The sequence below is a fragment of the Streptomyces sp. NPDC087787 genome (assembly GCF_044743035.1).
Taxonomy (GTDB): domain Bacteria; phylum Actinomycetota; class Actinomycetes; order Streptomycetales; family Streptomycetaceae; genus Streptomyces.
Genome location: NZ_JBIUVQ010000019.1, coordinates 11,612 through 37,268 on the forward strand (window position 1 = coordinate 11,612; position 25,657 = coordinate 37,268).

A 25,657-nucleotide genomic window follows, 5' to 3' on the forward strand; every position below is an offset into this window, starting at 1 on the left:
TTCCATGGGTGGGGGGAGTTGCGGGGGGTCACCACGTCCTCAGGTCGAGGGCGTGGACCTCTCCGGCGACCAGGTCGAGCGGTCGTGCGCCGGAGGGAGTCCTCAGGTCGATGCGGAGGGTGCGAGTGGGGCGCAGCAGCGCGGTGGCCGCGTCAGGGCTCCACGCCAGGTCGACCTCGGCCCCGAACCGGGTGCGGATGCCGCGCAGTTCGCCCTCCGGGTACGCGGGCGGGGGCGCGGGCAGCAGGACCAGCCGGTCCGGGGTCGACCGCACCAGTGTCTCGATCAGCACGGCGGGCAGGGCGTGGGCGGCGTCGGCGTTGTAGACGTTCCGGTTCGGGTAGTGGGCGCTCATCAGGGAGGCGTGGTAGTAGTCGCCGTCCAGCACGTTCGCGAGGGCGCGGGCGGCGCGGTCGCCGTCGCCGAGGCGGGCCGCGATCAGGGCGTGGTGGAGGTGGCCGTGGGCCGAGTCGTTCTCCGCGCCGCGCAGTACGAGGGCGCGGTGGGCGGCGGCGGCCAGGTCCGGGGTGTCGCGGGGGTCGATCTCGTCCAGCGGCCAGACGGCGTAGAGGTGGCTGAGATGGCGGTGGTCGTAGGTGTCCGCGAGGCCGGGCCACGCCCATTCGGCGAGGGCGCCGTCGGCGTTGACCCGGTGCGGCGGGAGGCGGTCGGCGAGGGCCTGCCAGCGTTCGGCGTCGGGGGTGCCGGGGTGGTAGGCGGCGGCCGTCCGCAGGGCGTGCCGGGCGGCGGAGAGGTCCATGGCCGCGTTGAGCGTGCCCCAGCTCGCGTCGGCGGGGCGGTTCTCGGGCGAGTAGGAGGGGACGACCACGAGGTGGCCGTGCTCGTCGGTGCGGGTGAGGAAGTCCTCGTAGAACCGGGCGGTCTCGGCGAGCGCGGCGGCGGTGCGGGGGTCCTGGGCGCCGCGCGTCTCGTCGAGGTCGACGAGCGGCTTGAGCAGCCAGTCGGCTCCCGCGGTCCACAGGTGCAGCGGGTACTCACGGCTGAAGTGGCAGGTGTGGCCGGACTCGCCGTCGGTGTGCGCGGGGGCGACGGCCCCTCGGGTGCCGAAGATCGCACGGGCGTTGTCCCGCCAGTCGGGCAGTTGTGCCTCGACGAGCCGGGCCAGGGCCTCGACGACCTCGGGGAGACCGGCCGCGGCGGCGGAGGCGGTCTGGAGGTTGAGGTTGGCGTCCGTGGTGAACGCGCCGGACCAGGCCGTGTCCCAGTCGCCGGTCCACAGTCCGGTGAGCCGGGGCGGGAGCAGGCCGCTGGAAGAGAGCAGGTGGTAGCGGCCCGCCGCGAACAGCCGCTCCGCCAGGGCCGCGCTGCCGGGACGCTTCAGCAACTCCGAGCCCGGCAGGGAGCGTTCGGCGGGCTCGCCGTGCAGGTCGAGGGTGACACGGTGGTAGGCGGTGCGGTGTGCGGGCAGGTGGCGGTCGAGGAGGTCGTCGTACGTCCGTCCGGTGAGCAGGTCGAGCAGGGCCCCCGCCTCCTCGGTCACCGCCGGCTCACCGGTGTGCCGGCGCACCCGGGTGAGCAGCAGCACCGAGTCCGCGCCGGTGACGCGCACTCCGGGCGGGGTGAGGACCGTGGTGCCCGCGGTGACGGCGATCAGTGTCACGCCGGTGTAGCCGCGGTCGCTGCCGGGGTAGCCGGCGTGCAGGCTCAGTACGGCGCCCTCGGCGGTGAGCAGCGCTCCGTCCCCGACGCGCAGGCCGGGCGGCGCGCCGGGCAGCCGGTGGTCCAGGCGGATGTCGAACGTGGGGCCGGGCGCGGTGACGTGCTGGACGATCACATCGTCGGCGCGGGAGACGAAGACGCGGCTGCTCCGGTCCCCGCACACCGCCGTCGCCTCGCCGCTGGTGAAGTCGACCGAGCGGCGGTAGCCCCGGCGGGCACGAGGCGGGCGGCTCAGCCGGATCCGGAAGGCCGGGTGGAAGGGCTGCACCCACTGCAACGGGCGGCCGTCCGTGAAGGACTCGGCGGCGGTGCGGTCACCGGCGAGCAACCGGTCCTGGAGGGCTCGCAGTTCACCGGCGAGGAGCGGGGGCCGGGCGTGCTCGGCGCCGTTGGGGCGGACGAGGGTGTGGTGGGTGACGATCACGCGGTCGTCGTCCGGGTCGCCGAACACCAGGGCGCCGTGGTGGCCGTTGCCGCTGAGGAAGGCGTCCTCCCAGCGGGCGGCCGGCAGGGGTTCCCAGGTTCCGTGCCGCGGTCCGCCCCTCACGGCTTCAGCACCGCCGCTCCGTACCGTCCGAGCGTCGTGCGGCCGGTCACGGCCTCTCCGGTGAGCAGGTCGCGGTGGGTGCCCGGCACGTCGACGGTGACCGGCTCGCGTCCGTGGTTGAGCAGGAACAGCAGCTCGCCGCGCCGGACGGCCTCGACCCCGGCGGACAGTCCGTCCAGCACCGGGCGGACGCCCGCGCCGGCGGCGACGCGGGTGAGCAGGGCGCGCAGCGCCCCGGGCTCGGGGAGCGTGGAGACGTACCAGGCGCGGCCCCGGCGCAGCACGGCGGGCAGCCCGTCGAGCTCGCCGCCCTGGTACGGGACCGTCTCGTCGACGGTGCCGGCGGCCTCGATCTCCTCCGACCACAGCGTCCCGCGCAGCCCGTCCGCGCACGCGACGCCCTCCCCCGGCTCCAGCGGCCACCACTGGTGCAGCGTGCGGATGCCGAACAGTTCGCGCAGCCGGGGGTCCATGCCGCCGGGGCGAACGCGGTCGTCCTCGTCGGCGACCCCGGTGAGGAAGCCGCACACGAGGGTGCCGCCGCTCGCCACGTACGCCAGGAGGTTGTCGATCGCCTCGTCGGTGAGCAAGTAGAGCTGGGGGACGACGACGAGCCGGTAGGCAGTGAGGTCGTGTCCGGGGTGGGCGAAATCGGTGGTGAGGTGGGCTTCCCACAGGGCGCGGTGCCAGGCCCGCAGGACCTCGGGGTACTCGACGTGCGTGGACGGGCGGCCGTCCTGTTCGCAGGCCCACCAGGAGTGCCAGTCGTGGAGGACCGCGATGTCGCGGCTGCCGTGGGTGCCGGACACCTCGGCGCCGATCCGGTCCAGTTCCGCGCCGATGCGCTTGATCTCCTGGAACGTGCGGCCCTGCTCGCCGGCGTGGCCGACCATCGCGGAGTGGAACTTCTCCGCGCCCTGCCGGGACTGGCGCCACTGGAAGTAGCAGACGGCGTCGGCGCCGTGGGCCACCGCCTGCAGGGACCACAGCCGGTTGAGCCCCGACGGCTTGGGGTGGTTGACACCGCGCCAGTTGACCGGGCCGGCCGCCTGTTCCATGAGCATCCAGGGGCCGCGGGCCTGGGAGCGGGTGAGGTCCTGGACGAGCGCTCCGTACTGGGCGCCGAGGGGGTCGCGCGGGTCGGGGTAGAGGTCGACGGAGACGACGTCCTCCTCCGCGGCCCAGCGCCAGCCGTCCTGACCGGACCACAGGGGCATGAAGTTGGTGGTGACCGGAAGGTGCGGGGTGTGCCGGCGGACGATGTCGCGTTCGGCGCGGTAGCACTCCAGGAGCATGTCGGAGGTGAAGCGGCGGAAGTCCAGGATCTGGGCGGGGTTCTTCAGGTAGTGGGCGCGGCGCGGGGGCAGGACGCCGTCCCAGCTGTCGTAGCCCTGGCTCCAGAACGCCGTTCCCCAGGCGGTGTTGAGGGCGTCGAGGGTGCCGTACTTCGTGCGCAGCCAGCGGCGGAAGGCGGCGGCGGCCTCGTCGCCGTAGTCGTGGGTGCAGTACTCGTTGTTGATGTGCCACATGGTGAGGGCGGGGTGGCCCGCGTAGCGGGCGGCCAGGTCCTCGGTGATGGCGGCGGCGTGGCGGCGGTAGGTGGCACTGGAGTGCGAGAAGTGCTGCCGGCCGCCCCACCACTCGGTGTGGCCGTCCTCGTCGCGGGGCAGGGTGTCGGGGTGCAGGCGGCCCATCCAGGGCGGGGGCGAGGAGGTGGGGGTGGCGAGGACGACTCCGACACCGTTGGCCGCCATGAGATCCATCACCGTGTCCAGCCAGCCGAACTCCCGTGCGCCGGGGTGGGGTTCGAGCTTCGACCAGGAGAAGACGCCGAGGGTGACCGAGTTGACCCCGGCGTCCTTCATCAGCCGGACGTCCTCGTGCCAGGTCTTCTCGGGCCACTGCTCGGGGTTGTAGTCGCCGCCGAAGAGGATGCGGCGGTCGGCGATCGTGTACATCACAGTGCTCCTATCCCTTGACGGCCCCCGTGAGCATCCCCTTCCTGAAGTGCTTCTGGACGAACGGCGACAGCACGGCCACGGGCAGCAATGCCATCACCATGACCGCCATCTGCACGGCGAGCCCGGAGAGTTGACCGGTCTTGATGGACTGGGCGAGGCCCACGGGGGCCTGCTGCTTCTGGACGAGCTGGATCATGACGTTCTGCAGCGGCAGCATGTTCTGGTCGTTGAGGTAGAGGGAGGCGTTGAACCACGCGCTCCAGTAGCCGACCGCGTAGAAGAGCGTGATCACGGCGAGCACCGCGCGGGACAGCGGCATCACGATCTGCCACAGGATGCGCAGGTCGCCGGCGCCGTCGATGCGGGCGCTGTCGATGAGTTCCGGCGAGATGTTCATGAAGAAGCCGCGCAGCACGAGGATGTTGAACACGCTCACCGCGCTGGGCAGGATCAGCGCGAGGTAGGTGTCGGTCAGTCCGAGGGTCTGCACCAGCAGGTAGGTCGGGATGAGACCGGCGCTGAAGAACATCGTGGCCAGCAGCGTCATCAGGATCCAGCGGTGGCCGAGCGAGCCGGTGCGGGACAGGCCGTAGGCGCAGAGCACGGACACCGTCATCGAGAAGAGGGTGCCGACCAGGGTGACCAGGATGCTGACGACCGCGGCGCGGGTGACCTGGCCGCCGCCGAGCAGTTCCCGGTAGGCGACGAAGGTGATGCCCTGGGGCACCATGACCAGACCGCCCGCCTCGTCGATGGTCCTGCGCGAGGACAGGCTGGTGACGACGACGATCCACAGCGGGAAGAGGATCGCCAGACAGGCCAGGGCCAGAACCAGTCCCTTGCCCGCCAGGCCGGCCCCGGTGGGCTTCTCCTCCCACACCGGCCGGGCCGGTGCCGCCCACCCGCGGCGTTCCCGTACGGGCTTGTCGATCACGGCGGTCACTTCCGGTACACCCCCTGCTCGCCCATGAGATGGGCGACCTTGTTCGCGGCGAGGACCAGCCCGAGGCTGACCACGCCCTTGATCAGGCCGGCGGCGGCCGCGTAGCCGAAGTCCTGGTTGCGCACGCCGTTCCACCACACGAAGGTGTCCAGGACCTCGGCCGCGCCGGGGCCGACGGCGTCGCGTTGCAGCAGGATCTGCTCGAAGCCGACGGTGAGGGCGTCGCCGACGCGCAGCACGAGCAGCAGTGCGATGACCGGGCGCAGCGCGGGCAGCGTGACGTGCCAGATGCGGCGCCATCGTCCGGCGCCGTCCATCGCGGCGGCCTCGTACAGGTCGGGGCTCACCGAGGCGAGCGCGGCGAGGAAGACGATGATGCCCCAGCCGGCGTCCTTCCACACGCTCTGCGCCGTGACGAGGAACTTGAAGGTGGTGGGGTCGGTCATGATGTCGAGGCCGTCGTAGCCGTGCTGCCGCAGCAGTTGGGAGAGCAGTCCGGCGCCGCCGAGCAGTTGCTGGAAGACGGCGATGACCAGCACCCAGGAGAAGAAGTGCGGCAGGTACAGCACGGCCTGCGCGACCGCCCGCACCCGGGGCCTGACCACGCTGTTGATGAGCAGCGCGAGCAGGATCGGGACGGGGAAGTACAGCACGAGCTGGAGGAAGAACAGCACCAGGGTGTTCCGCACCGCGTTCCAGAACGCCGAGTCCGCGAAGATCGCCCGGAAGTTCTCCGGGCCCACCCAGGGGCTGTGCAGGATGGAGACGACGCCGTTGTCGCTGATGTAGGGGTCGTAGTCCTGGAAGGCGACGACGTTGCCGAGGATCGGTATGTAGTTGAAGAGCAGGACGAGGACGACGGCCGGGAGCGTCATCAGGAGCAGCACGCGGTCGCGTCTCAACCTGATCCGCAGGATCGGCCTCCCCTCGTGAGCTTTCCGGGTTCCGGTGGCGCCGCCGGACGCCTTCGCGGTCCTCGCCGTCGTGTCGGCCCCGGTCCCGCTCCGAGGCACCGTGCTGTGGGACACGGCCGGTCTCCTTGCCTCAGCGCCCCGGTCAGCCTGCCGCCGAGCCGTTCTCGTCGAGGATCTTCCTGTACCAGTCGCGCAGTTCGTCGCCGCCCTTGCTCTTCCAGTCGGAGACGGCCTGCTGCATGTCGCTGATCTTCTTGTGGCCGCGGACGATGTCGTCCTCCAGCTGTTCGAAGTCGTTGGACAGGTTGGTCCAGCGGGAGGGCTCGGTGATCTGCATGCCGTAGAAGGCGGACTTCCTGGTGAAGCCGCCCATCCGCTGCTGCCACTCGACCTGCGCCCGGGTGACGTCCGGGAAGTCCGGGTGGGCGAGGGTCGGAGCGGGACTCGCGATCATGATGTACGCGTTGATGACCTCGTTGTTGCCCTTGTCGTTCTTGACGGGCACCCCGTCCTTCACGGTGTAGTGCGTGCCCTCGACGCCGTAGTTGGTGAGCATGTACTCCTTGGTGCCGTACGGGGCGGCGGTGACGTTGGCGACGGCCAGCGCGTCACGGATCACGGACTCGGACGCCTTCTTGCTGACGAAGGCGAAGATGTTGGCGGGCTGGGTGGCCCACAGGGTGGGCCGGCCGCCGTCGTGGCCGAATATGTCCATGCCGGAGACCTTGAAGGCCGGGTTCTGCACGGCCTGTTCGGCCGTCCGGCTGTACCAGTGCGTGAGGTCGTTGTTGTAGATCAGGAACTCGCCGGCGGCGAACTTGGGGCCCGGGTCGGTGGAGGCGCTCTTGCCCAGCTCGAAGTCGGGGTGGACGCATCCGGCGGCGAAGAGCTTGCGGGTCCACTCCAGCGCCTCCAGGTACTCCTGGGTCTCGACGCGGTTGACGAGCTTGCCGTCGACGAGGTCCCAGCCCAGCGGCTTCTCGCCGCCGGAGAGCACACCGAAGGCGTTGAACGCGGTCCACTTCATGTCGCCGCAGGCCCACCGCTTGGCCCGGGCGTTGGTGATCTCCTTGGCCAGCGCCAGGAACTCGTCCGCCGAGCCGGGGAGTTCGTAGCCCTCCTTGTCGAACAGGTCCTTGCGGTAGAGGGGCACGATGTTCGTCACATAGGAGGCCGGCATGGGCAGGCCGCGCAGTTTCCCGCCGAAGATGGAACGCTGCCAGGCGTCCGTCGGGATCGCCGCGAGGTTCGGGTACTCCTTGACCGCGTCCCCGGACAGGTAGGGGCCCAGGTCGGCGAACTTGCCGGTGATCGCGCTGGGTATCTTGCCGCCCATGTTCCAGCCGGGGACCACCACGACGTCCGGGATGCTGCTGGAGGCGAGGACGGCTCCGAGCTTCTGGTCGTAGGTGTTGCCGTCCTGGTTCTGCCAGACGACGTCGACGCCGATGAGGTCGTTCATCGCCCGGTAGTACGCGTTGTCCTGCTTGGGCGGGGAGCCCCAGAAGGGCGACATGACGCTGACCTTGCCCCCCTTGCCGAGCTTCTTCGGCACGGAGGTCCTGAGGCCGGCGAGGTCGAGCGGGCGCGTGAAGCCGACGGCGGAGCCGTTCCTGGCGGGGATGTCGGGCGTGACGACGTTGTTCGCCACGTAGGACGGCAGCAGCTTCTTGGCGTCCTTGCCCGACGTGGTGCCACCGCGCGAGCCGCTGTCGCCGCTGTCGCAGGCGGTGAGCAGCGGCATCCCTCCCGCCACCGCTGCGGCGGCGACCGCCGTGGAGGCGAGGAAGCTTCTCCGGCTGGGGCCGGCGGAGGCGGGGGCGGCGTTCGGCGTCATTGCGTCAACCCTTCGTGGCGCACCAGGACACCCGGCGGTGGGGCCGTCGGCTGCGGTGTCTCGAGATATCGATGCATCGATGTATCGATACGGGGAGGTCGAACTGAGTCGAAGCGCTTCGATGTTGCTGCGAGGTTAGGTGAACACCTGGAGGTGCACAAGGGTCGGATCCAAGATTGCTCCGAGGGGCGGCGCGCGGCACGGGTCGCATACGCCCCTTGAGGTGCGGGGGCAGGAACCGGACGTGTTGCCCCGGACCGTCTTGACACCCGCCCCCGAGGCACCTGAGCATCGAAGCGCTTCGAAAGAGGCTTGCCGTTCCAGCGCTAGGGGACCCCCACGTGACCGTACGACCGCCTCACACGCCACCGTTCCGCGATGCGCGGCTGCCGTTCGCGAAGCGCGTCGACGATCTGCTGGCGCGGCTGACCCTCGACGAGAAGGTCTCCTTCCTGCACCAGTTCGCGCCCGCCGTCGCGCGACTGGGCATCGCCGCGTTCCGCACCGGTCAGGAGGCACTGCACGGGGTGGCGTGGATGGGCCCGGCGACGGTCTTCCCGCAGGCCGTCGGGCTCGGCGCGACCTGGAACGACGACCTGGTGCGCCGGATCGGCGAGGCGGTCTCCCACGAGGTACGGGCGATGCGCGCCCGCGACGACCGCGTCGGCCTCAACGTCTGGGCACCGGTGGTGAATCCGCTGCGCCACCCGCTGTGGGGCCGCAACGAGGAGGGCTACTCGGAGGATCCGGGGCTGACGTCGGCGATCGCCGTCGCCTACACCCGCGGCCTGCGCGGCGGCCATCCGACGTACTGGCGCACGGCACCGGTCCTCAAGCACTGGCTGGCCCACAACAACGAGACCCGCCGGGACACCACGTCCTCGTCTGTGCGCCCGCGCGTCCTGCACGAATACGACCTGCGGGCCTTCCGTGACGCGGTGGCGGCGGGCGCCGTGGCCGGTGTGATGCCCGCCTACAACCTGGTCAACGGCCGCCCCAACCACGTCTCGCCTTACCTGCGCGAGCACCTGCGCACCTGGGCCGACGACGATCTGCTGGTCTGCTCGGACGCGGGCGCGCCCTCCAACCTGGTCGACTCGGAACGCTACTTCGCCAAGCACGAGGAGGCCACCGCGGCCGCGCTGCTGGCCGGCGTGGACAGCTTCACCGACCACGGCACGGATCCGGCGAAGATCGTGGCGCGGGTGCGGGGCGCCCTGGAGCAGGGCCTGCTGACCGAGGCCGACGTCGACACGGCTGTGCGCCGGCAGCTCTCGGTGCGCTTCCGGCTCGGCGAGTTCGACCCCGGGGAGGATCCGCACGCCGGCACCGGGGCGTTCGACACCCCCGGGTACCGGGCGCTCGCCCTGGAGGCCGCCGAGCAGGCGGTCGTGCTGCTGAGCAACGACGGGCTGCTGCCCCTGGCCCCCGGCACCCGCGTCGCCGTCGTCGGCCCGCTCGCCGACGAGTGCAAGCTCGACTGGTACAGCGGAACGCTGCTGCGCCGGTCCACACCCCTGGAGGGTCTGTACGAGCGGTTCGGCGCCGAGCACGTCGAGTTCGCGGAGGGCGTGGACCGGGTGCGGCTGCGCACGGCCGACGGCCGCTTCCTGCACGTGCCGCCCGGCGCGGTGAACGCGAAGGCCGAAGGTCGGGGGCGCGGCACGGAGGGGGCGCTGGACCCGGCCCTGCTGGCCGGCCGCACCGACCTGCCGCCGCTCACCACCGACCCCGACGGCACCGAACTGGCCCTCATGGACTGGGGCGAGGGCGTCCTGACCCTGCGCGCACCGGACGGCCACTACCTCTCGGTGGCCGACGACGGCTACCTGCGCGCCTCGACCGACCAGCCCGGCGGCTGGGTGGTGCAGGAGACGTTCCGCCTCGAACCGCACGGCGGCGGGCACCTCCTGCGGCACCTCGGGACCGGTCGCCACGTCCGTGTCACCGCCGACGGCGTGAGGGTCGCCGAGGAGAGGGGGGCGGACGGCCCGGACGCGGCGGAGGTCTTCGAACTGGTCGTGTCCGAGCGCGGGGAGGAGGCGGTGGCCCGCGCGGCCGGCCGGGCCGACGTGGTGCTGGTGGTGGCGGGCAACGACCCGCACATCGGCGGCCGGGAGACGCAGGACCGTACGACCCTGCGCCTGCCGGAGCACCAGGAGCGGCTGCTGCGCGCGGCCCGCGCCGCGAACCGGGACACGGCGCTGGTGCTGGTCTCGTCGTACCCGTACGCGGTCGACCCCGCGCCCCTGCGGGCGGTGCTGTGGACCGCCCATGGCGGCCAGGCTGCGGGTACCGCACTGGCCCGGGTGCTGGCCGGTGACTCCTCCCCCGCCGGCCGGCTCCCGCAGACCTGGTACGAGGACGACTGCGACCTGCCGGACCTGCTCGACTACGACGTGATCGGCAGCCGCCAGACGTACCTGTACTACGAGGGCACCCCGCTGTTCCCCTTCGGACACGGGCTGTCGTACACGTCGTTCGGATACGGCGACCTGGCCGTCCGGGTCGAGGGGGACACGGTGCGCGTGTCCTTCACGGTCACCAACACCGGGGGCGTCACCGCGGACGAGGTCGCCCAGCTCTACACCCGCGCCGCGAACCCGTCGGTCCCCCGCCCGCGCCGCGAGCTGGCCGCCCACCGCCGGATCACGCTCGCACCCGGCGAGACGGCGGCCCTGACCTTCGAAGTCCCGCTCTCCCGGCTGGAGTTCTGGGACGTGTCCCAGAGCCGGTGGCGCCTGGAGCCGGGCCCCTACGACCTCCTCGTCGGCGCCTCCAGCCAGGACATCCGCCTCCGCACCGCCCTCACCCTCGACGGGGAGCCCGGCACCCCGCGCCGGGTCCTGGAACGAGGCCTGGACGCAGCCGACTTCGACGAGCAGTCGGGCATCGAGATCGTCGACCGGACGAGGACGACGGGCGACGCGGTGACGCCGGTTCCCGGCAGGCCGGGCGAACTCCTCTACCGGGACTGCGACTTCGGCACCGGCGTGACGGGGGTGAGCGTGGAGGTGTCGGGCGAGGGCACGGTCGAACTGTCCCTCGACGGTGGCCCGGTACTCGCTGTCGTCGTTCTGGACACTCCCACGCCGGGCCCGTACGCCTACACCAGGCTCACCGCCCCGGGCACCGCCGCGGGCGTCCACGACCTGCGGCTGAGGCTCCACGGCCCACTGCGCCTGGCGCGGCTCGGCTTCACTGGTTGAGTCGGCTTCACTGGTTGAGTCGGCCTCGCCCTTACCCGCACCACTCGCGGCTTCCCGGACGGCGCCGCCCCAGGGTCAGCGCTCGGGTTTCGGGGGCCGTTGCATCAGCTCGGCCGCGGCCTCGTCGAGGGTGACCTTGTCGTTGAGCAGGGCGGAGATCACTTCCGTGATCGGCATCTCGACGTCATGGGCGCGGGCCAGGTCGAGGACCGCTTCGGCGGACTTGACGCCCTCGGTGGTCTGCCTGGTGGCTGCCATCGCCTCCTCGACGCTGAGGCCGTGTCCGAGGTGGACGCCGAAGGTGCGGTTGCGGGCGAGCGGGGAGGTACAGCTGGCCACCAGGTCGCCCAGGCCGGACAGACCGGCGAGGGTGGCCGGGTGGGCGCCCATGGCCGTGGCCAGTCGGGTGATCTCCGCCAGGCCCCGAGTGATGAGCAGCGCCACGGCGTTGTCGCCCAGGCCCATGCCCGAGGCTGTGCCGACCGCCAGGGCAATGACGTTCTTCACCGCGCCGCCCAGCTCGCAGCCGACCACGTCGGTACTGGTGTAGGGCCGGAAGTAGCGGGTGTGACACGCCGTCTGGAAGCGGCGCGCGGCGTCCTCGTCGGGGCAGGCGACGGTCGCGGCGGCGGGTCGGCCGTCCATGATCTCGCGAGCGAGGTTCGGCCCCGACAGCACCGCGACCCGGTCCGCGCTCACACCGGTCACCTCGGCGATGACCTGGCTCGCCCGCAGCCCGGTGTCCCGCTCGATGCCCTTCATCAGCGACACGATCACGGTGTCGGGCCCGATGTCCGGAGCCCACACGGCGAGGTTGGCCCGCAGCGTCTGCGCGGGGATGGACAAGACGAGGTAGTCCGCGCCGTCCAGCGCTGCGGCCGGATCGGTCGTGGCCGTCAGGGAGACGGGCAGGTCGACGTCCGGGAAGTAGGCGGGGTTGCGGTGGCAGGTGTTGATCGCGTCGGCGATCTCGCTGCGACGGGCGTGCACCATCACGTCGCTGCCGGCATCGGCCATGATCTTGGCGACGGCGGTACCCCAGGAGCCGGCCGACAACACCGCAGCACGGGCGCGGGGCTGGCTCACTGGGGTGGTCCTCTCGCCGGGGGCGGCGCTGTCGACGGGGCGCCGCATCGGGCCATCGTATCGACGGCGCCGGGCTCGGCCGGGTGAGGCGTCCGGTCAGCGGGTGGTGAGGAACTCGAGTGTGTCGATCACGCGGTTCGAGAAGCCCCACTCGTTGTCGTACCACGCGACCACCTTGACATGGCGGCCGTCGACGCGGGTGAGGGCCGAATCGAAGATCGACGAGGCGGGATTGCCCGTGATGTCGGACGACACGAGCGGGTCGTCCGAGTACTCGAGGATGCCGGCGAGCGGCCCCTCCGCCGCGGCGCGGTACGCCGCGAGCACGTCGTCGCGTGTCACGTCGCGGGCGACGGTCGTGTTGAGTTCGACGATCGAGCCCACCGGCACCGGTACGCGGATCGAGTCGCCCGACAGCTTGCCGTCGAGGTTCGGCAGCACCAGACCGATCGCCTTGGCCGCGCCGGTCGTGGTCGGCACGATGTTGACGCCGGCGGCCCGGGCCCGACGGGCGTCGCGGTGCGGACCGTCCTGCAGGTTCTGCTCCTGCGTGTAGGCGTGCACCGTCGTCATGAACCCGTGCTCGATACCGGCGAGTTCGTCGAGGACCGCGGCCAGCGGCGCGAGCGCGTTGGTGGTGCAGGAGGCGTTCGAGACGATCGTGTGCACGGCCGGGTCGTAGGCGTCGGTGTTGACCCCGAACGCGAGCGTGACGTCGGCGCCGTCCGACGGCGCGCTGACGAGCACCTTCTTCGCGCCCGCGTCGAGGTGGGCGCGGGCGGCCTTGGCCGAGGTGAAGCGGCCGGTGGCCTCCAGGACGACGTCGACTCCGAGTTCGGCCCACGGCAACTGCGCCGGTTCGCGCTCGGCCAGCACCGTGATCCGACGGCCGTCGACGACGAGGGCGTTCCCGTCGACGGTCACCGGGCGCCCGAGCCGGCCGGCCGTGCTGTCGTAGGCGAGCAGCCGCGCGAGAGTGGCGGGCTCGGTCAGGTCGTTGACGGCGACGATCTCGAGGGTGCTGTCGCGCTCCAGCAGCGCGCGCAGCACATTGCGTCCGATGCGGCCGAATCCGTTGATGGCGATGCGAGTCATGAGTGATGTCCCTTCCCTTCGCCACCAGCCTCGCCCGCGGCTCGCGCCGCTGACAGTGGCGCGATCGCCATGGTTCAAAAGGATCCCGCCACGCGGTGCCGGGCGGGTCACTCGCCCCGGGTGAAGGTGCGCCGGTACTCGCTCGGTGTGGTGCCGAGAATGCGCTGGAAGTGCAGGCGCAGGTTCGCGCCGGTGCCGAGCCCGACGTCGGCGGCGATCTGTTCGACGCTGCGCTGCGAACGCTCGAGGAGTTCGCGGGCCAGGTCGACGCGGGCGCGCATCACCCACTGCATCGGCGTGTAGCCGGTCTCCTCTACGAAGCGCCGGGAGAACGTGCGCGGCGAGACCCCGGCCCGCCGCGCCAGTATGTCGAGGGTGAGGGGCTCGCCGAGCCGGTGCAGCGCCCACTCGCGGGTGTCGGCGAACCGCTCGCCGAGTGGCTCGGGGACGCTGCGCGGCACGTACTGGGCCTGGCCTCCGCTGCGGTAGGGGGCGGCGACCAGACGCCGGGCCGCGTGGTTGGACGCGGCCACTCCGAGGTCGCCGCGCAGGATGTGCAGGCACAGGTCGATGCCGGAGGCGGCGCCGGCCGAGGTGAGCACGCTGCCCTCGTCGACGAACAGCACGTTCTCGTCGACCTGGACGAGCGGATGCCTGGCCACGAGTGCCCGCGTGTAGTGCCAGTGCGTCGTGGCGCGCCTGCCGTCGAGGAGGCCCGTGGCAGCGAGCGCGAAGGCGCCCGTCGAGATGGCGGCGAGCCGCGCGCCCCGGTCGTGGGCGGCGATCAGTGCGTCGACGACGGCCCGCGGCGGGTCGTCGCGGTCCGGGAGGCGGTAGCCGGGGACGAAGACGATGTCGGCCCACGCAAGCGCGTCGAGGCCGTGGGCGACGTAGTACGCGAGGCCGTCGCCGCCGGCCACGAGACCGGGTGTCGCCCCGCACATCCGCACCTCGTACGGCATGCTCGCGCGGGTCGTGAAGACCTGCGCGGGAATTCCGACATCGAGCGGCTTCGCACCCTCGAGCACGAGGACGGCGACGCGATGCAGTCGGGAGGCTGGCACAGGAAGAGGTTACGTGGGGCGTGACTCGACGAGCCCACCGCGCGGACCGGGCAGAGGACAGGACGGCGTCACGGCCGGCGAGACCGAAGCCGCGGCCCGCGCGGAAGGACGCGCGGGTACGACATCGGCCGGAGCCCCCGCACAGCGGGCTCCGGCCGTCGTCGGTCGGTGGGCCGTCAGGACTACAGGGCGAGGCCCGTCAGGACCAGGACGCGCTCGTAGGTGTAGTCCTCCATCGCGAACTTGACGCCCTCGCGGCCCACGCCGGACTGCTTGACGCCGCCGTACGGCATCTGGTCGGCGCGGTAGGAGGGGGCGTCGCCGACGACCACGCCGCCGACCTCCAGGGCGCGGTGGGCGCGGAAGGCGGTCTGGAGGTCGTGGGTGAACACGCCTGCCTGGAGGCCGTACTTGGAGTCGTTGACGGCGGCGAAGGCCTCGGCCTCGCCGTTCACCTTCTGCACGCTCAGGACCGGGCCGAAGACCTCCTCGCAGGAGATCGTCACCTCGGAGGGCACATCGGTGAGGACGGTCGGGGCGTACGAGGCGCCGTCGCGCTTGCCGCCGGTGTGCAGGGTGGCGCCGGCCTCGACGGCCTCCTGCACCCAGGACTCCACGCGCTTGGCGGCGTCCTCGCTGACCAGCGGGCCGACGTCGGTCTTCGGGTCGGAGGGGTCACCGGTGACCTGGGCCTCGACGGCGGCGACGATGCGCGGCAGCAGCCGGTCGTAGACCGCGGCGTCCGCGATCACGCGCTGCACGGAGATGCAGGACTGGCCGCCCTGGTAGTTGGAGAAGGTCGCGATGCGGGCCGCGGCCCAGTCCAGGTCCTCGTCGCTCGCCCAGTCGGCGAGCACGACGGCCGCGCCGTTGCCGCCGAGCTCCAGGGTGCAGTGCTTGCGCGGCACCGAGTCCATGATCGCGTAGCCGACCTTCTCGGAACCGGTGAACGAGATGACCGGCAGGCGCTCGTCCTGGACGAGGGCCGGCATCTTGTCGTTGGCGACCGGGAGGACCGACCAGGAGCCGGCGGGCAGCTCGGTCTCGGCCAGCAGCTCGCCGAGGATCAGCCCGGACAGCGGGGTGGCCGGGGCGGGCTTGAGGATGATCGGCGCGCCGGCGGCGATGGCCGGGGCGACCTTGTGGGCGCACAGGTTCAGCGGGAAGTTGAACGGCGCGATGCCGAGGACGACGCCCTTGGGGAAGCGGCGGGTGAAGGCGAGGCGGCCCTGACCGCCGGCGTCGGTGTCCAGGCGCTGGGCGTCGCCGCCGTTGAACCGGCGGGCCTCCTCCGCGGCGAACCGGAACACGGACACGGCACGGCCGACCTCACCGCGCGCCCACTTGATCGGCTTGCCGTTCTCGGCGGAGATGAGCTGCGCGATCTCCTCGGTGCGCTCGACCAGCCGCTTGCTGACGTGGTCGAGCGCGGCGGCCCGCACGTGCGCCGGGGTGGCGGCGAACTCGTCCCGCACGGCGTACGCGGCGGCCACGGCCTCCTCGACCTGGGCGTCGGTCGGCACGCCGACCTTGCCGACCAGGCGCCCGTCCCACGGGTTGGTGACGTCGAAGGTGTCCTCGCCGGTGACCTGGCGGCCGGCGAGCCAGAAGGCGTGGGTGGAAGTCATCAAGGAGTCCCGGCCCTTCCGCGTAGGAGATGTACTTGGCTTTCGTCGTCCACGGTAGGGCTGGGGCGGCCCGGGGTCGTTTGTCCGAGTCGTAGCAGTGCGGGGCAGGGGTGCGCCGGATTGGCGTACGAGCGCCGGAGAGCGGGGTGCCTACTCCGTGGACGTGGCCTTCAGTGCCAGCCACAGCTCCATCCGCACGTCCGGGTCGTCCAGGGAGCGGCCGAGGATCTCCTCGACCCTGCGCATCCGGTACCGCAGGGTGTGCCGGTGGACGCCGAGGTCGGCGGCGGCCGCGTCCCACTGGCCGTGCCGGGACAGCCACGCCCGCAGCGAGGCCACCAGGTCGCCGCGTCCGGTCGCGTCGTGCTCGTACAGCGCGCGCAGCAACCCGTCCGCGAACGCCCGGACCGCGTCGTCCGCCAGCAGCGGCAGCACCGATCCGGAGGCGAGCTGTTCGTGCTCGACGAGCACCCGTCCGCGCCGCCGTGCCACCGAGAGCGCCTGTTCGGCCTGCTTGTACGCGGCGGCGGCCGCGATGGGCCCGGCCGGTCCGGACAGTCCGACGACCAGTTCGTCCTCGTCCCCGCCGCCCGACTGCTCGCGCACGGCCTCCGCCCGCGCCGCCTCCAGTGCCGCCGCGTACTGGCCGCACACCGCCACGGCCGCTCCCCCGTCGGCGGCCAGCACCACCAGGCGCTCCCCGTCGGGGACCACCAGGACCGCCTCCCCCGACCGGGCGGCGGCCGCCTCGACGACCTCGGCCAGCGCGGTGAGCGGGTCGGCGCCGGGGTCGGCGGCGGCCAGTACGGCGGCCTGGGAGAGCGCCGCGGGCCGCACACGCGCGTGTGCGCCGGCGTGGGCCCGAGCGGCGGACGCCGAGGCGGACTCGGCGACGATCACGCGGAAGGGGGCGTCCAGGAGGCCGCCGTACAGGTCGCCGGCCACCGCGCGGGCGTGGTCGGGCTGACCGGCGAGCAGCATGCGCAGCACGGCGGCGCCGATCCGCTGCTCGGCGGCGTGCAGCGAGCGTGAGCGTTCCGTGGTGAGGGTCAGCAGGGCCACGGCGGAGTGGACGGCGTACCGCTCGGCGGTGCCGAGGGTGGCGGCCGTGCCGACGGCGAGCGCGGCACGCGGGCGGCGTCCGGTGCCGATGGAGTGGAGTTCGACGCGGTCCTCGGTCTCGGGTCCGCCGACCACGGCGGACGCCGGGGCCGGCCGGTCGCGCAGCCGTTCGATGTCCGCCGTGAGCCGTTCGGCGCGGCGTGCGGCCCATTCGGGTGCCGCGGCGACGACGGCTCCCGAGGCGTCGTAGAGCGCCGTCCAGCCGTCCACCTGGGCCGCGAGCGCGGCGAGCAGTCCCTCCGGTCCGGAGTTCAGGGCCTGCCTGGTCAGTTCCCGCTGGGCGGCGAAGCCGGCCGTGACCGCCCGGTACTGGTCGGCCGCGATGGCCGCCGAGACGGCCTTGCTGATGGCGAGGAACGGGGTGCGGCGGGGCACCTCGAGCAGTGGCAGCCCCTCCTCCTCGGCGGCGTCGACGAGCGCCGCGGGGATCTCGTCGTAGTTGACCCCGACGGCGAAGCCGAGCCCGACGACGCCGGCCTTGGCCAGCCGCTTCACATAGCGGCGCATGGCCTCGGGATCCTCCGCGTCCAGCTTGAGCGCGGTGATCAGCAGCAGCTCCCCGCCCTCCATGTACGGCACGGGGTCGGCGAGCTCGCTGACGTGTGCCCAGCGGACGGGTACGTCCAGGCGGTCCCCGGCCGCGCGCACGGTCAGCTTGAGCGCGGAGTGGTGGACGAGCGAGGCGAGCGTCGGGGGCATGGGGCCTTCTGGTCGGCAGAGGTGCGGCGGCGGAGGTCCTGCGGCGGCGGTTTCTCCGGACGTTCTCCGGAAGTTCTATGGAGGTCGGATGATCATTGTGATCTTTTGGACGTCACGTATGAACGGCCTATGCCGATTCTGCCTCACCGTACGGTGAACGCGTCACGGTCCGTACGGACGCCCGCCGCCTCGCTCCGCCCCGGTCCGGTCAGCCCCGCAGGTCCACCAGCAGCGGCGGCGCGTGCTCGCCCCGTACGTCGGTCAGCGACAGCACCGCGTGTCCGGGCGGGACCTCGTGGGCCAGCTGGGAGGCGGACCAGCGCTCCCGCTCCACCTGCCGGGTCGTCACGGCGTCCGTGGTCACGGCCCGTCCGGTCACCAGCTTGCGCAGGGCGTGGATGGCGCGGGTCATCGGCTGGTGGGCGAAGACGGTGTGCTTGGCCACCTCCTTGGTCTCCACCCACTCGGTCCCCCAGGCCTGCGCGAACCGGCTGCCGTCCCAGGTGGTGACACCGGCCAGCGCCATACGGCAGCCGACGGCCGCGAGCAGCGGGCCGTGCAGCGCCTCGGGCACGTCGGCGACCGAGCGGAGCGCGAGGACGACGCCGGCGTTCTGGGAGCGCAGCCCCTGGACGCGGCGCACCGACTCGGCGGTGACGGCCCCGGTGGCGTCGTCGAGGACCAGACAGGCGAAGTGGGGGCGCCGGGTGTCCCGTACGACGGTGTGGAACTGGGCCAGGACCAGCCGGGTGATCAGCCGGGACGCCTCCTCGTGCCCGTGTTCGGGCAGGTCGACGCGGACCCGCAGCGGATGGTGGGCCACCGCGCGCAGTGAGAAGGGCCGGCCGCCGGGCCCCGCCGCGCCGAAGAACTCGGCGAAGACCGGCCGGTCCAGGAGCGCGAGCCGGTCCGCGAGGGCCGGTCCGGCGTCGGCCGCCGAGCCGGCCTGCCGCATCCGGGCGTCGAGTTCGCGCCGCAGCACGGCGTGCTCTTCCGCCGGCAGCGCCGCCCGCAGGGACGCCAGCGCGCCCGGGTCGCCCTCCAGCAGTTCGCGCAGCACCGGGAGCGGCGGGAAGTGCCCGTGCGCCGCGCGGTAGGGGCCGAGCAACTGGGCGAGCGCGGTGGCGGCGCTCTGCCCGCCGACGGTGTCGAGGTCGCCGACCAGGGCCTCGGCGAGGAAGGCGGCGGCCTCGTCGGGGTCGTCGGACCCGGCGTACGGGTCGAGGTCGTGGACGGAGGCGGGGTCGCCGATCCGGACCACCACGTCGTACGCGGAGTCCGGGCCGAGCGGGGTCCCGGCGGCGCAGACGGCGACGACCGCGCATCCGCCGGTCAGCGCCCGGAGGGTGAGCGCCTCGGTGACCGGCGCGGTGACGTGCCGGGTCTTCCCGGAGCCGGGCGGGCCCACCAGCAGCAGCGAGGTGCCGAGCGTCCCGGTGTCGAGGGCGGCCCCGGCGCCCTCGTAGTCGCGCGGGGTCCGCTCCCCCGTCCACCGTCCGATGCGCACCTGGCCTTCCAGCAGGTCGTGGCGCGCGGTGCGGCCCGGCAGGTCGCGCTCCCCGGAGGGGTGGGTCCAGGCGGCGGCGCCCTCCCGCAGCACGGTGTCGGCGAAGGCGGCCGCGCGCGCCTCCCGCCGGGCCGCCTCCCACTCCCGCTCGATCCGGGCGCAGTCCACGTCGTTCATGCGGTCGGCGGCCACCTCGGCGGCCAGCAGGTCGGCCGCCCGGTACTGCCCGGCCTCGCGCGGCCCGGGCCACTGCGAGCGCGGCAGGTCAGCCGCGGGCGGGGCGACGGGGTCCGCGGCCGCCCGGCGGCGCGCGGCGACCTCCCCGGCGTACGCCCACCAGCCGCCGACCCGGGCGAACGGCCAGACGACCAGCAGGGTGATGAGCGCGTACAACGCGTCGGTGAACAACGGGGAGGCGAACAGGCCGTAGCCGCCCGACACGAGGACGATCAGGGAGAACAGGGGGCCGACGACCGGCACGGGGTCCCAGCCGACGCCCGGGAAGGCACCGGGGAAGACCAGGCTGAGCGCGATCAGGGCGCCGGCGGCGGCGGACAGGGCCCGCGCGGGCTGCGGGCGGCGGCCCACGAAGTGCCGTACGACGTCGGGCCAGCTGCCCAGCCGTGCGGCGGCGTAGACGAGCACGGCGAAGAACACGCCGTCGTAGACCACCATCGCCTCGCGGCCCTGTGGTTCCTTGGGGGTCACGGTGCCGCCCCACCACCAGTCGCCCGGGGTGAACAGCTTCAGCGGCGCCCACTGGTACGGCAGCGCGCCCTGCCGCCACAGCGACCACACGAGCAGCGCCACGACCAGCGGAATCAGCAGCCCGACGATCGTGATCGAGGGCAGCCGGCCCGGTGTCCTGGCGGGCTTGGGCGGGCGGTGGCCGAAGCGCCAGACGCCGGGCGCGGCGGCCGGGCGGGGGGTGTCGAGCCACTCGGCGACGGCGGACCGCTGCCCGTGTGCGGGTCCCCCTCGGGGATGCTGCTCCTGGGCGCCGGGGGCGGCAGCCGGGGGCATGCGCGGTCGCGGTGGCGTCGCGGGAGCCTCCCGTGGCGTCGCCGGGCGTGGCACGGGGTTCGCGTGCGTACCCCGGGCGTCCTGCGTCCCGTCGTCCATCGCCCTTGCCCCCTGGCCAGCCGCTGTGTCCACCGTCAGCGAGTCAATCTAACGCCCGCGCATGGGGAGTTCACCGATTGCGCGGCGCGCCGCAGGTCACGGCGCCGGCGCCGCGCGTCTGCGGCCCGCGGCCGTCCTATGTCCACCGCGGACAACCGCGGACGCCGACAACGCCCACATGGAGCATGCCCAGGTACTCCCCGCCGTCCTAGCCTGCGAGAAAAGAAGGAAAAGCGTCCGAAAAACGCCGCCGTACGCAAGATCTCATCAGGGAGCCCCCATGACCGCACTTGAGCAGGAGCGCCGCGTCGTCACCGCCATCCCCGGCCCGAAGTCGCAGGAGCTGCAGGCCCGCCGGACCGCAGTGGTCGCGCAGGGCGTCGGCTCCACGCTGCCGGTCTTCGTCACGCGTGCCGGCGGCGGCATCATCGAGGACGTCGACGGCAACCGCCTCATCGACTTCGGCTCCGGCATCGCGGTGACCTCGGTCGGCGCCTCCGCCGAGGCCGTCGTACGCCGTGCCTCCGCCCAGCTCGCCGACTTCACCCACACGTGTTTCATGGTCACGCCGTACGAGGGCTACGTGGCCGTCGCCGAGGCGCTGGCCGAGCTCACGCCGGGTGACCACGCCAAGAAGTCCGCGCTGTTCAACTCGGGCGCCGAGGCCGTCGAGAACGCCGTCAAGATCGCCCGCGCCTACACCAAGCGCCAGGCCGTCGTCGTCTTCGACCACGGCTACCACGGCCGCACCAACCTCACCATGGCGCTGACCGCGAAGAACATGCCGTACAAGCACGGCTTCGGCCCCTTCGCGCCCGAGGTCTACCGGGTGCCGGTGGCCTACGGCTACCGCTGGCCGACCGGTCCGGAGAACGCCGGCCCCGAGGCCGCCAAGCAGGCCATCGACCAGATCACCAAGCAGGTCGGCTCGGACAACGTGGCCGCGATCATCATCGAACCGGTGCTCGGCGAGGGCGGCTTCATCGAGCCGGCCAAGGGCTTCCTGCCCGCGATCCGCCAGTTCGCCGCCGACAACGGCATCGTCTTCGTCGCCGACGAGATCCAGGCCGGCTTCTGCCGCACCGGCCAGTGGTTCGCCTGCGAGGACGAGGGCATCGTCCCGGACCTGATCACCACCGCCAAGGGCATCGCCGGCGGTCTGCCGCTGGCCGCCGTCACGGGCCGCGCCGAGATCATGGACGCCGCGCACGCGGGCGGCCTCGGCGGCACCTACGGCGGCAACCCGGTGGCCTGCGCGGGCGCGCTCGGCGCGATCGAGACCATGAAGGAGCTCGACCTCAACGCCAGGGCGAAGCGGATCGAGGAGGTCATGAAGGCCCGCCTCACCGCGATGCAGGACAAGTTCGACATCATCGGCGACGTCCGCGGCCGCGGCGCGATGATCGCGATCGAGCTGGTCAAGGACCGTGACACCAAGGAGCCGAACCCGGAGGCGACGGCCGCGCTCACCAAGGCCTGCCACGCCGAGGGCCTGCTGGTGCTGAGCTGCGGCACCTACGGCAACGTGCTGCGTTTCCTGCCCCCGCTCGTCATCGGCGAGGACCTGCTGAACGAGGGCCTCGACATCATCGAGCAGGCGTTCGCGCGCATCTGAGCGGCGGATACGCACGCCTGACGCGGCCGGCGGCAGAGCGTGTGAAGAAGGTGTGCGAGGTGGATGGCAGGACGCCGTTCCCGCTGTCCCCCGCCCACCGGCTGCCGTAAGTTCTTCCCGGATGAGAGATACACCCGTCCACAGGGGACTGTGGGCGGCCTCAGGCCGGGGCCTCCCCAGCTTCGACCTGGTCGTGCCTCGCGCACACACCCGGAACCCACGGGTTCCGGTTCTCCTCAATGATCGGACAGTCGCCCGCCCCAAACCCCCCGGGGCGCGCGGCCTTCCGGTCCCTGACGGTCGCAGAACCGTCCTCGAAGGGCCGGCGCACATCCCCCCTTGCGCCGGCCCTTCGCTGTGTCCGGGACCGGTCGGCCCGGCGCGGGACCGGCCGGCCCGGGTCCGGGCTCCCCGGCCCCGCCTGCGAAGCTGTGCACCGTGGTGTTCGCGGTCCTCCTCCTCACCGTCCCGGCCGTCCTGTTCGCGCTGATCACCTGGCAGGTGATGGCGGGCGGCCCGCTGCTGGACGCGGACCGGGAGGCCAGTCACGCCCTGCTGCACCCGGACCGCCTCTCCGAGCTCCTCGCCGATCTGGGGGAGGTGCGGATCGCGGTGCCCGTGCTCCTGGCCGTGCTGATCCACGCGGCCTGGCGGGGCCGCGCCGCCGGCGCGGGGCGCTGGTGGCTCGTGCCCCTCGCGGCAGCGGTGCCGATGGCCCTGCTCCCGGCGCTCGTCGTGCCGTTGAAGGCCTGGACGGCCCGCCCCGGCACCGCGGTCATGCCACCGGGTACCGGCTACTTCCCGTCGGGGCACGCGGCCACCGCCGCCGTCGCCTACGGTGCCGCGGCGCTCGTGCTTCTGACCTGGCTGCGCACGGCCGCCGCCCGCAGGACCGTTGTCGCGCTGTTCGCCGCGCTCGTGTCCGGCGCCTCCTTCGGGCTCGTGCGGCGGGGCTACCACTGGCCGCTGGATGTCGTGGCCGGCTGGTGCCTGGCGGTGGTGCTGCTCTCCGCGCTGTGGCTGCTGATCAGCGGCCTTCCTCCTCGAGGGCCACGGCCGCGGCCGCCTCGTGCATCGCCAGCTCCAGCAGCGCCGGATCGGTGAGGGTGCCCGAGCCGTCCGGTGGGACCAGCCAGCGCAGCCTGCCGGTGACGCGTCCCGGGTACGGCACGACGATCCAGGTGCCGAGCCCGGCGCTGCGGATACCGGTGCCGAGCCAGCAGGCGGCGGTGCCGGGCGGCACGAAGAAGCCCAGGCGCTCGTCCCCGAAGCCGGCCAGCACCGGTCCCGGCCGGTCGAGGAAGCGGGTCAGGACGTCCAGTGTCGGGTGGCCGAGCGCCCCGGGCAGGATCAGGACGTCCCAGGCCTTGCCCGCGGGCAGCAGGGCCACCCCCCGGGGGTTGCGTTCCCACTCCCAGCGGCAGGCCTCCGGGTCCGGCGCGACCGATGCCAGCCAGGCGACCTCCGTTTTCCCCCCGGTCATGAGAAGACCTCCCTCTCTTTCTCGTGGACGCGGGCCGCGTCCACGAGAAAGAGAGGGAGGTCGCCCATCAGGCATTACGCGGGTTGCCGTCCCTCGTTGGAGTGAACCGGCTCACGGGTCAGCGGCCGCGGCCGAAGTAGGCGTCGAAGGTGTTCTGGAACTGCCAGTTCCCGAACCGGTCCCAGTTGACCGACCACGTCATCAGACCGCGCAGGGCCGGCCAGGTGCCGTGGGTGGTGTACGAGCCGCAGTTCGTCTTCCTGGTCAGGCAGTCCAGGGCCTTGGTGACCTCGGACGGGGCGACGTAGCCGTTGCCCGCGTTGACGGACGCCGGCATGCCGATGGCGACCTGGTCGGGGCGCAGCGGCGGGAAGACGTTCGACGCGTCTCCGGCCACCGGGAAGCCGTTCAGCAGCATGTCGGTCATGGCGATGTGGAAGTCCGCGCCGCCCATGGAGTGGTACTGGCCGTCCAGACCCATGATCGGTCCCGAGTTGTAGTCCTGGACGTGGAGCATGGTCAGGGCGTCGCGCAGGGCGTGGATCACGGGGAGGTAGGCGCCGCACCTCGGGTCCTGGCCGCCCCACTTGCCCGTGCCGTAGTACTGGTGGCCCATCTGCACGAAGAAGGTCTCCGGGGCCATGGTCAGGACGAACTTGGCGCCGTACTTCGCCTTCAGGGTCTTCAGGGCCGAGATCAGGTTGACGACCACGGGGGTGGTCGGGTTCCTGAAGTCCGTGTCGTTCGCGTCGAGGGACAGGGAGTGGCCCTCGAAGTCGATGTCGAGACCGTCGAGGCCGTAGGTGTCGATGATCTTCGAGACGGACGAGACGAACGAGTCCCTGGCCGCCGTCGTGGTCAGCCGCACCTGGCCGTTCTGGCCGCCGATGGAGATCAGGACCTTCTTGCCCGCCGACTGCTTGGCCTTGATGGCCGCCTTGAACTCTGCGTCGCTCTCCACGTTCGGGCACTCGGTGACCGGGCAGCGGTTGAAGCGGATGTCGCCCGAGGTGACCGACGTGGGCTCGCCGAAGGCCAGGTCGATGACGTCCCAGCTGTTGGGGACGTCGGCCATGCGGGTGTAGCCGGAGCCGTTGGCGAAACTCGCGTGCAGATAGCCGACCAGGGCGTGCGCCGGGAGGCCGTCCGTGCCGCCGCCCGGGCCGCCCGCGTCCGCGGCCGTCCTCGCCGTCACCGTCGCCGACTTCGCGGACTCGCCCGCGGAGTTCACCGCCGCGACCTGGAAGCCGTACGAGGTCGAGGGCGTCAGGCCGGTGATCGTGGCGGACGTGCCGGTGACCGTCCGGTCCTTCGTGCCGTCGCGGTAGACCGCGTAGCCGGTGGCGTCGGCGACCGGGGACCAGGACAGGGCCACGCTGGTCGAGGTGACGGTGCCCGTCTTCAGGCCGGACGGCGCGGCGGGCGGCTGCTGGCCGGTGCTCCCGCCCGGTCCGGTGAGCGAGAGGTCGTCGGCGTGGTAGGCGCCCGTGCCGTACCAGCCGTGGGTGTAGACCGTGACCTTGGTGGTCTGCGCGCCGGTGCGGAAGGCGGTGGTGAGCTGCTGCCAGTCGGGGGCGGACTGGGTCCAGGTGGAGACGTCGGTGGTGCCGGTGCCGCTCGCGCCCAGGTAGACGTAGGAGCCGCGGACGTAACCGGTCAGCGTGTACTGGGAGTTCGGCTGAACGGACACCGTCTGCGCGCACTGGGCGTTGTCGCTGCCGGCCGGGGTCGCCTGGAGCGCCGAACTGCCGCTGCGGACGGGCGACTTGACCGTGGCCCCGGAAGATCCTGAGCAGGTCCAGCCGTCGAGGCCCGTCTCGAATCCGCCGTTGCGCAGGACGTCCGCGTCGGCCGCTCGCGCGGTCGTCGTGAGCGCGGTGACGCCGGGCAGGGCGAGAAGGGCGGCCGTCAGCGCGGTGAGCAGTCGGCGCTTGGCCGGTCCGGCTGGACCGGCCGGTCTCAGTATGTCGCGATCCACAACTGCCTCCGGACATGGGGGGATTGGGGAGGGTGGAGCGCGCCCAATTTGGTCCAGACCAATTCGGTTGTCAAGACCTGTGGCATCGGCCGGCATGAGAAGACCTCCCTCTCCCGTGACGCGTCGCGCGTCGTGAGGGAAAGGGAGGTCTCCTCTCAGGCCTTAGG

The 25,657-nt window shown here is 72.5% G+C and carries 16 protein-coding genes; 3 read left to right on the plus strand and 13 right to left on the minus strand.

Annotation, left to right across the window (positions count from 1 at the left end):
• Positions 1-28: 28 nt before the first annotated feature.
• The 5 genes from ACIOWN_RS27125 to ACIOWN_RS27145 are packed head-to-tail and all read right to left on the minus strand — an operon-like array spanning position 29 to position 7,882.
• A complete protein-coding gene (locus ACIOWN_RS27125) occupies positions 29-2,227 on the minus strand; it encodes a glycosyl hydrolase family 95 catalytic domain-containing protein (RefSeq protein ID WP_401983582.1) in 2,199 nt (732 codons plus the stop codon).
• Positions 2,224-4,185 carry a beta-galactosidase gene (locus tag ACIOWN_RS27130; protein WP_401983583.1) on the minus strand — a complete coding sequence of 654 codons (1,962 nt, stop codon included), beginning with the start codon at positions 4,183-4,185 and terminating at the stop codon, positions 2,224-2,226. Before ACIOWN_RS27130 ends, ACIOWN_RS27125 begins: the two co-directional genes overlap by 4 nt.
• Before the next feature lie 10 nt (positions 4,186-4,195).
• Positions 4,196-5,131: a carbohydrate ABC transporter permease gene (locus tag ACIOWN_RS27135; protein ID WP_362353379.1), complete on the minus strand. Its 936-nt coding sequence runs from the start codon at positions 5,129-5,131 to the stop codon at positions 4,196-4,198.
• Positions 5,128-6,159, minus strand: a complete 1,032-nt coding sequence (locus ACIOWN_RS27140; RefSeq protein WP_401983585.1) for an ABC transporter permease — start codon at positions 6,157-6,159, stop codon at positions 5,128-5,130. The genes ACIOWN_RS27135 and ACIOWN_RS27140 overlap by 4 nt, the downstream gene beginning before the upstream one ends.
• A gap of 28 nt (positions 6,160-6,187) precedes the next feature.
• Positions 6,188-7,882, minus strand: a complete 1,695-nt coding sequence (locus tag ACIOWN_RS27145; RefSeq protein ID WP_401983586.1) for an extracellular solute-binding protein — start codon at positions 7,880-7,882, stop codon at positions 6,188-6,190.
• Between the two features lie 341 nt (positions 7,883-8,223).
• Here ACIOWN_RS27145 and ACIOWN_RS27150 point away from each other — a divergent pair, with 341 nt between their 5' ends.
• Positions 8,224-11,091: a glycoside hydrolase family 3 C-terminal domain-containing protein gene (locus ACIOWN_RS27150; protein ID WP_401983588.1), complete on the plus strand. Its 2,868-nt coding sequence runs from the start codon at positions 8,224-8,226 to the stop codon at positions 11,089-11,091.
• 75 nt (positions 11,092-11,166) lie between these two features.
• Here the strand turns inward: ACIOWN_RS27150 and ACIOWN_RS27155 are convergent, their stop codons facing one another.
• From ACIOWN_RS27155 to ACIOWN_RS27180, 6 genes are all read right to left on the minus strand, one after another.
• The gene (locus tag ACIOWN_RS27155; RefSeq protein ID WP_362353567.1) at positions 11,167-12,177 is read right to left on the minus strand and encodes an NAD(P)H-dependent glycerol-3-phosphate dehydrogenase; all 1,011 of its coding nucleotides are present in this window, start codon (positions 12,175-12,177) and stop codon (positions 11,167-11,169) included.
• A gap of 96 nt (positions 12,178-12,273) precedes the next feature.
• Complete coding sequence (gene gap / locus ACIOWN_RS27160) at positions 12,274-13,272, minus strand: type I glyceraldehyde-3-phosphate dehydrogenase (RefSeq protein WP_362353387.1); 999 nt, start codon at positions 13,270-13,272, stop codon at positions 12,274-12,276.
• A 107-nt stretch (positions 13,273-13,379) separates the two neighbouring features.
• On the minus strand, positions 13,380-14,336 hold the full coding sequence (locus ACIOWN_RS27165) for a helix-turn-helix domain-containing protein (RefSeq protein WP_362353389.1): 957 nt from the start codon (positions 14,334-14,336) through the stop codon (positions 13,380-13,382).
• Positions 14,337-14,518: 182 nt separating this feature from the next.
• The gene (locus ACIOWN_RS27170) at positions 14,519-15,964 is read right to left on the minus strand and encodes an aldehyde dehydrogenase family protein (protein WP_362353391.1); all 1,446 of its coding nucleotides are present in this window, start codon (positions 15,962-15,964) and stop codon (positions 14,519-14,521) included.
• Positions 15,965-16,114: 150 nt separating this feature from the next.
• Positions 16,115-17,785, minus strand: coding sequence for a PucR family transcriptional regulator (locus ACIOWN_RS27175; RefSeq protein ID WP_362353393.1), 1,671 nt, complete (start codon positions 17,783-17,785; stop codon positions 16,115-16,117).
• A gap of 208 nt (positions 17,786-17,993) precedes the next feature.
• The gene (locus ACIOWN_RS27180) at positions 17,994-20,414 is read right to left on the minus strand and encodes an ATP/GTP-binding protein (protein ID WP_362353395.1); all 2,421 of its coding nucleotides are present in this window, start codon (positions 20,412-20,414) and stop codon (positions 17,994-17,996) included.
• 280 nt (positions 20,415-20,694) lie between these two features.
• On the opposite strand from ACIOWN_RS27180, the gene gabT reads away from it, so the two are divergent.
• Positions 20,695-22,029, plus strand: a complete 1,335-nt coding sequence (gabT, locus tag ACIOWN_RS27185) for a 4-aminobutyrate--2-oxoglutarate transaminase (protein WP_362353397.1) — start codon at positions 20,695-20,697, stop codon at positions 22,027-22,029.
• A 438-nt stretch (positions 22,030-22,467) separates the two neighbouring features.
• Positions 22,468-23,133: a phosphatase PAP2 family protein gene (locus ACIOWN_RS27190; RefSeq protein ID WP_362353399.1), complete on the plus strand. Its 666-nt coding sequence runs from the start codon at positions 22,468-22,470 to the stop codon at positions 23,131-23,133.
• Here ACIOWN_RS27190 and ACIOWN_RS27195 read toward each other — a convergent pair.
• Entirely contained in the window at positions 23,057-23,512 is a 456-nt protein-coding gene (locus ACIOWN_RS27195) for a hypothetical protein (RefSeq protein WP_362353401.1), read from the minus strand. The genes ACIOWN_RS27190 and ACIOWN_RS27195 overlap by 77 nt on opposite strands.
• A 118-nt stretch (positions 23,513-23,630) precedes the next feature.
• A complete protein-coding gene (locus ACIOWN_RS27200) occupies positions 23,631-25,490 on the minus strand; it encodes a glycoside hydrolase family 18 protein (protein ID WP_362353403.1) in 1,860 nt (619 codons plus the stop codon).
• Between the last annotated feature and the right edge of the window lie 167 nt (positions 25,491-25,657).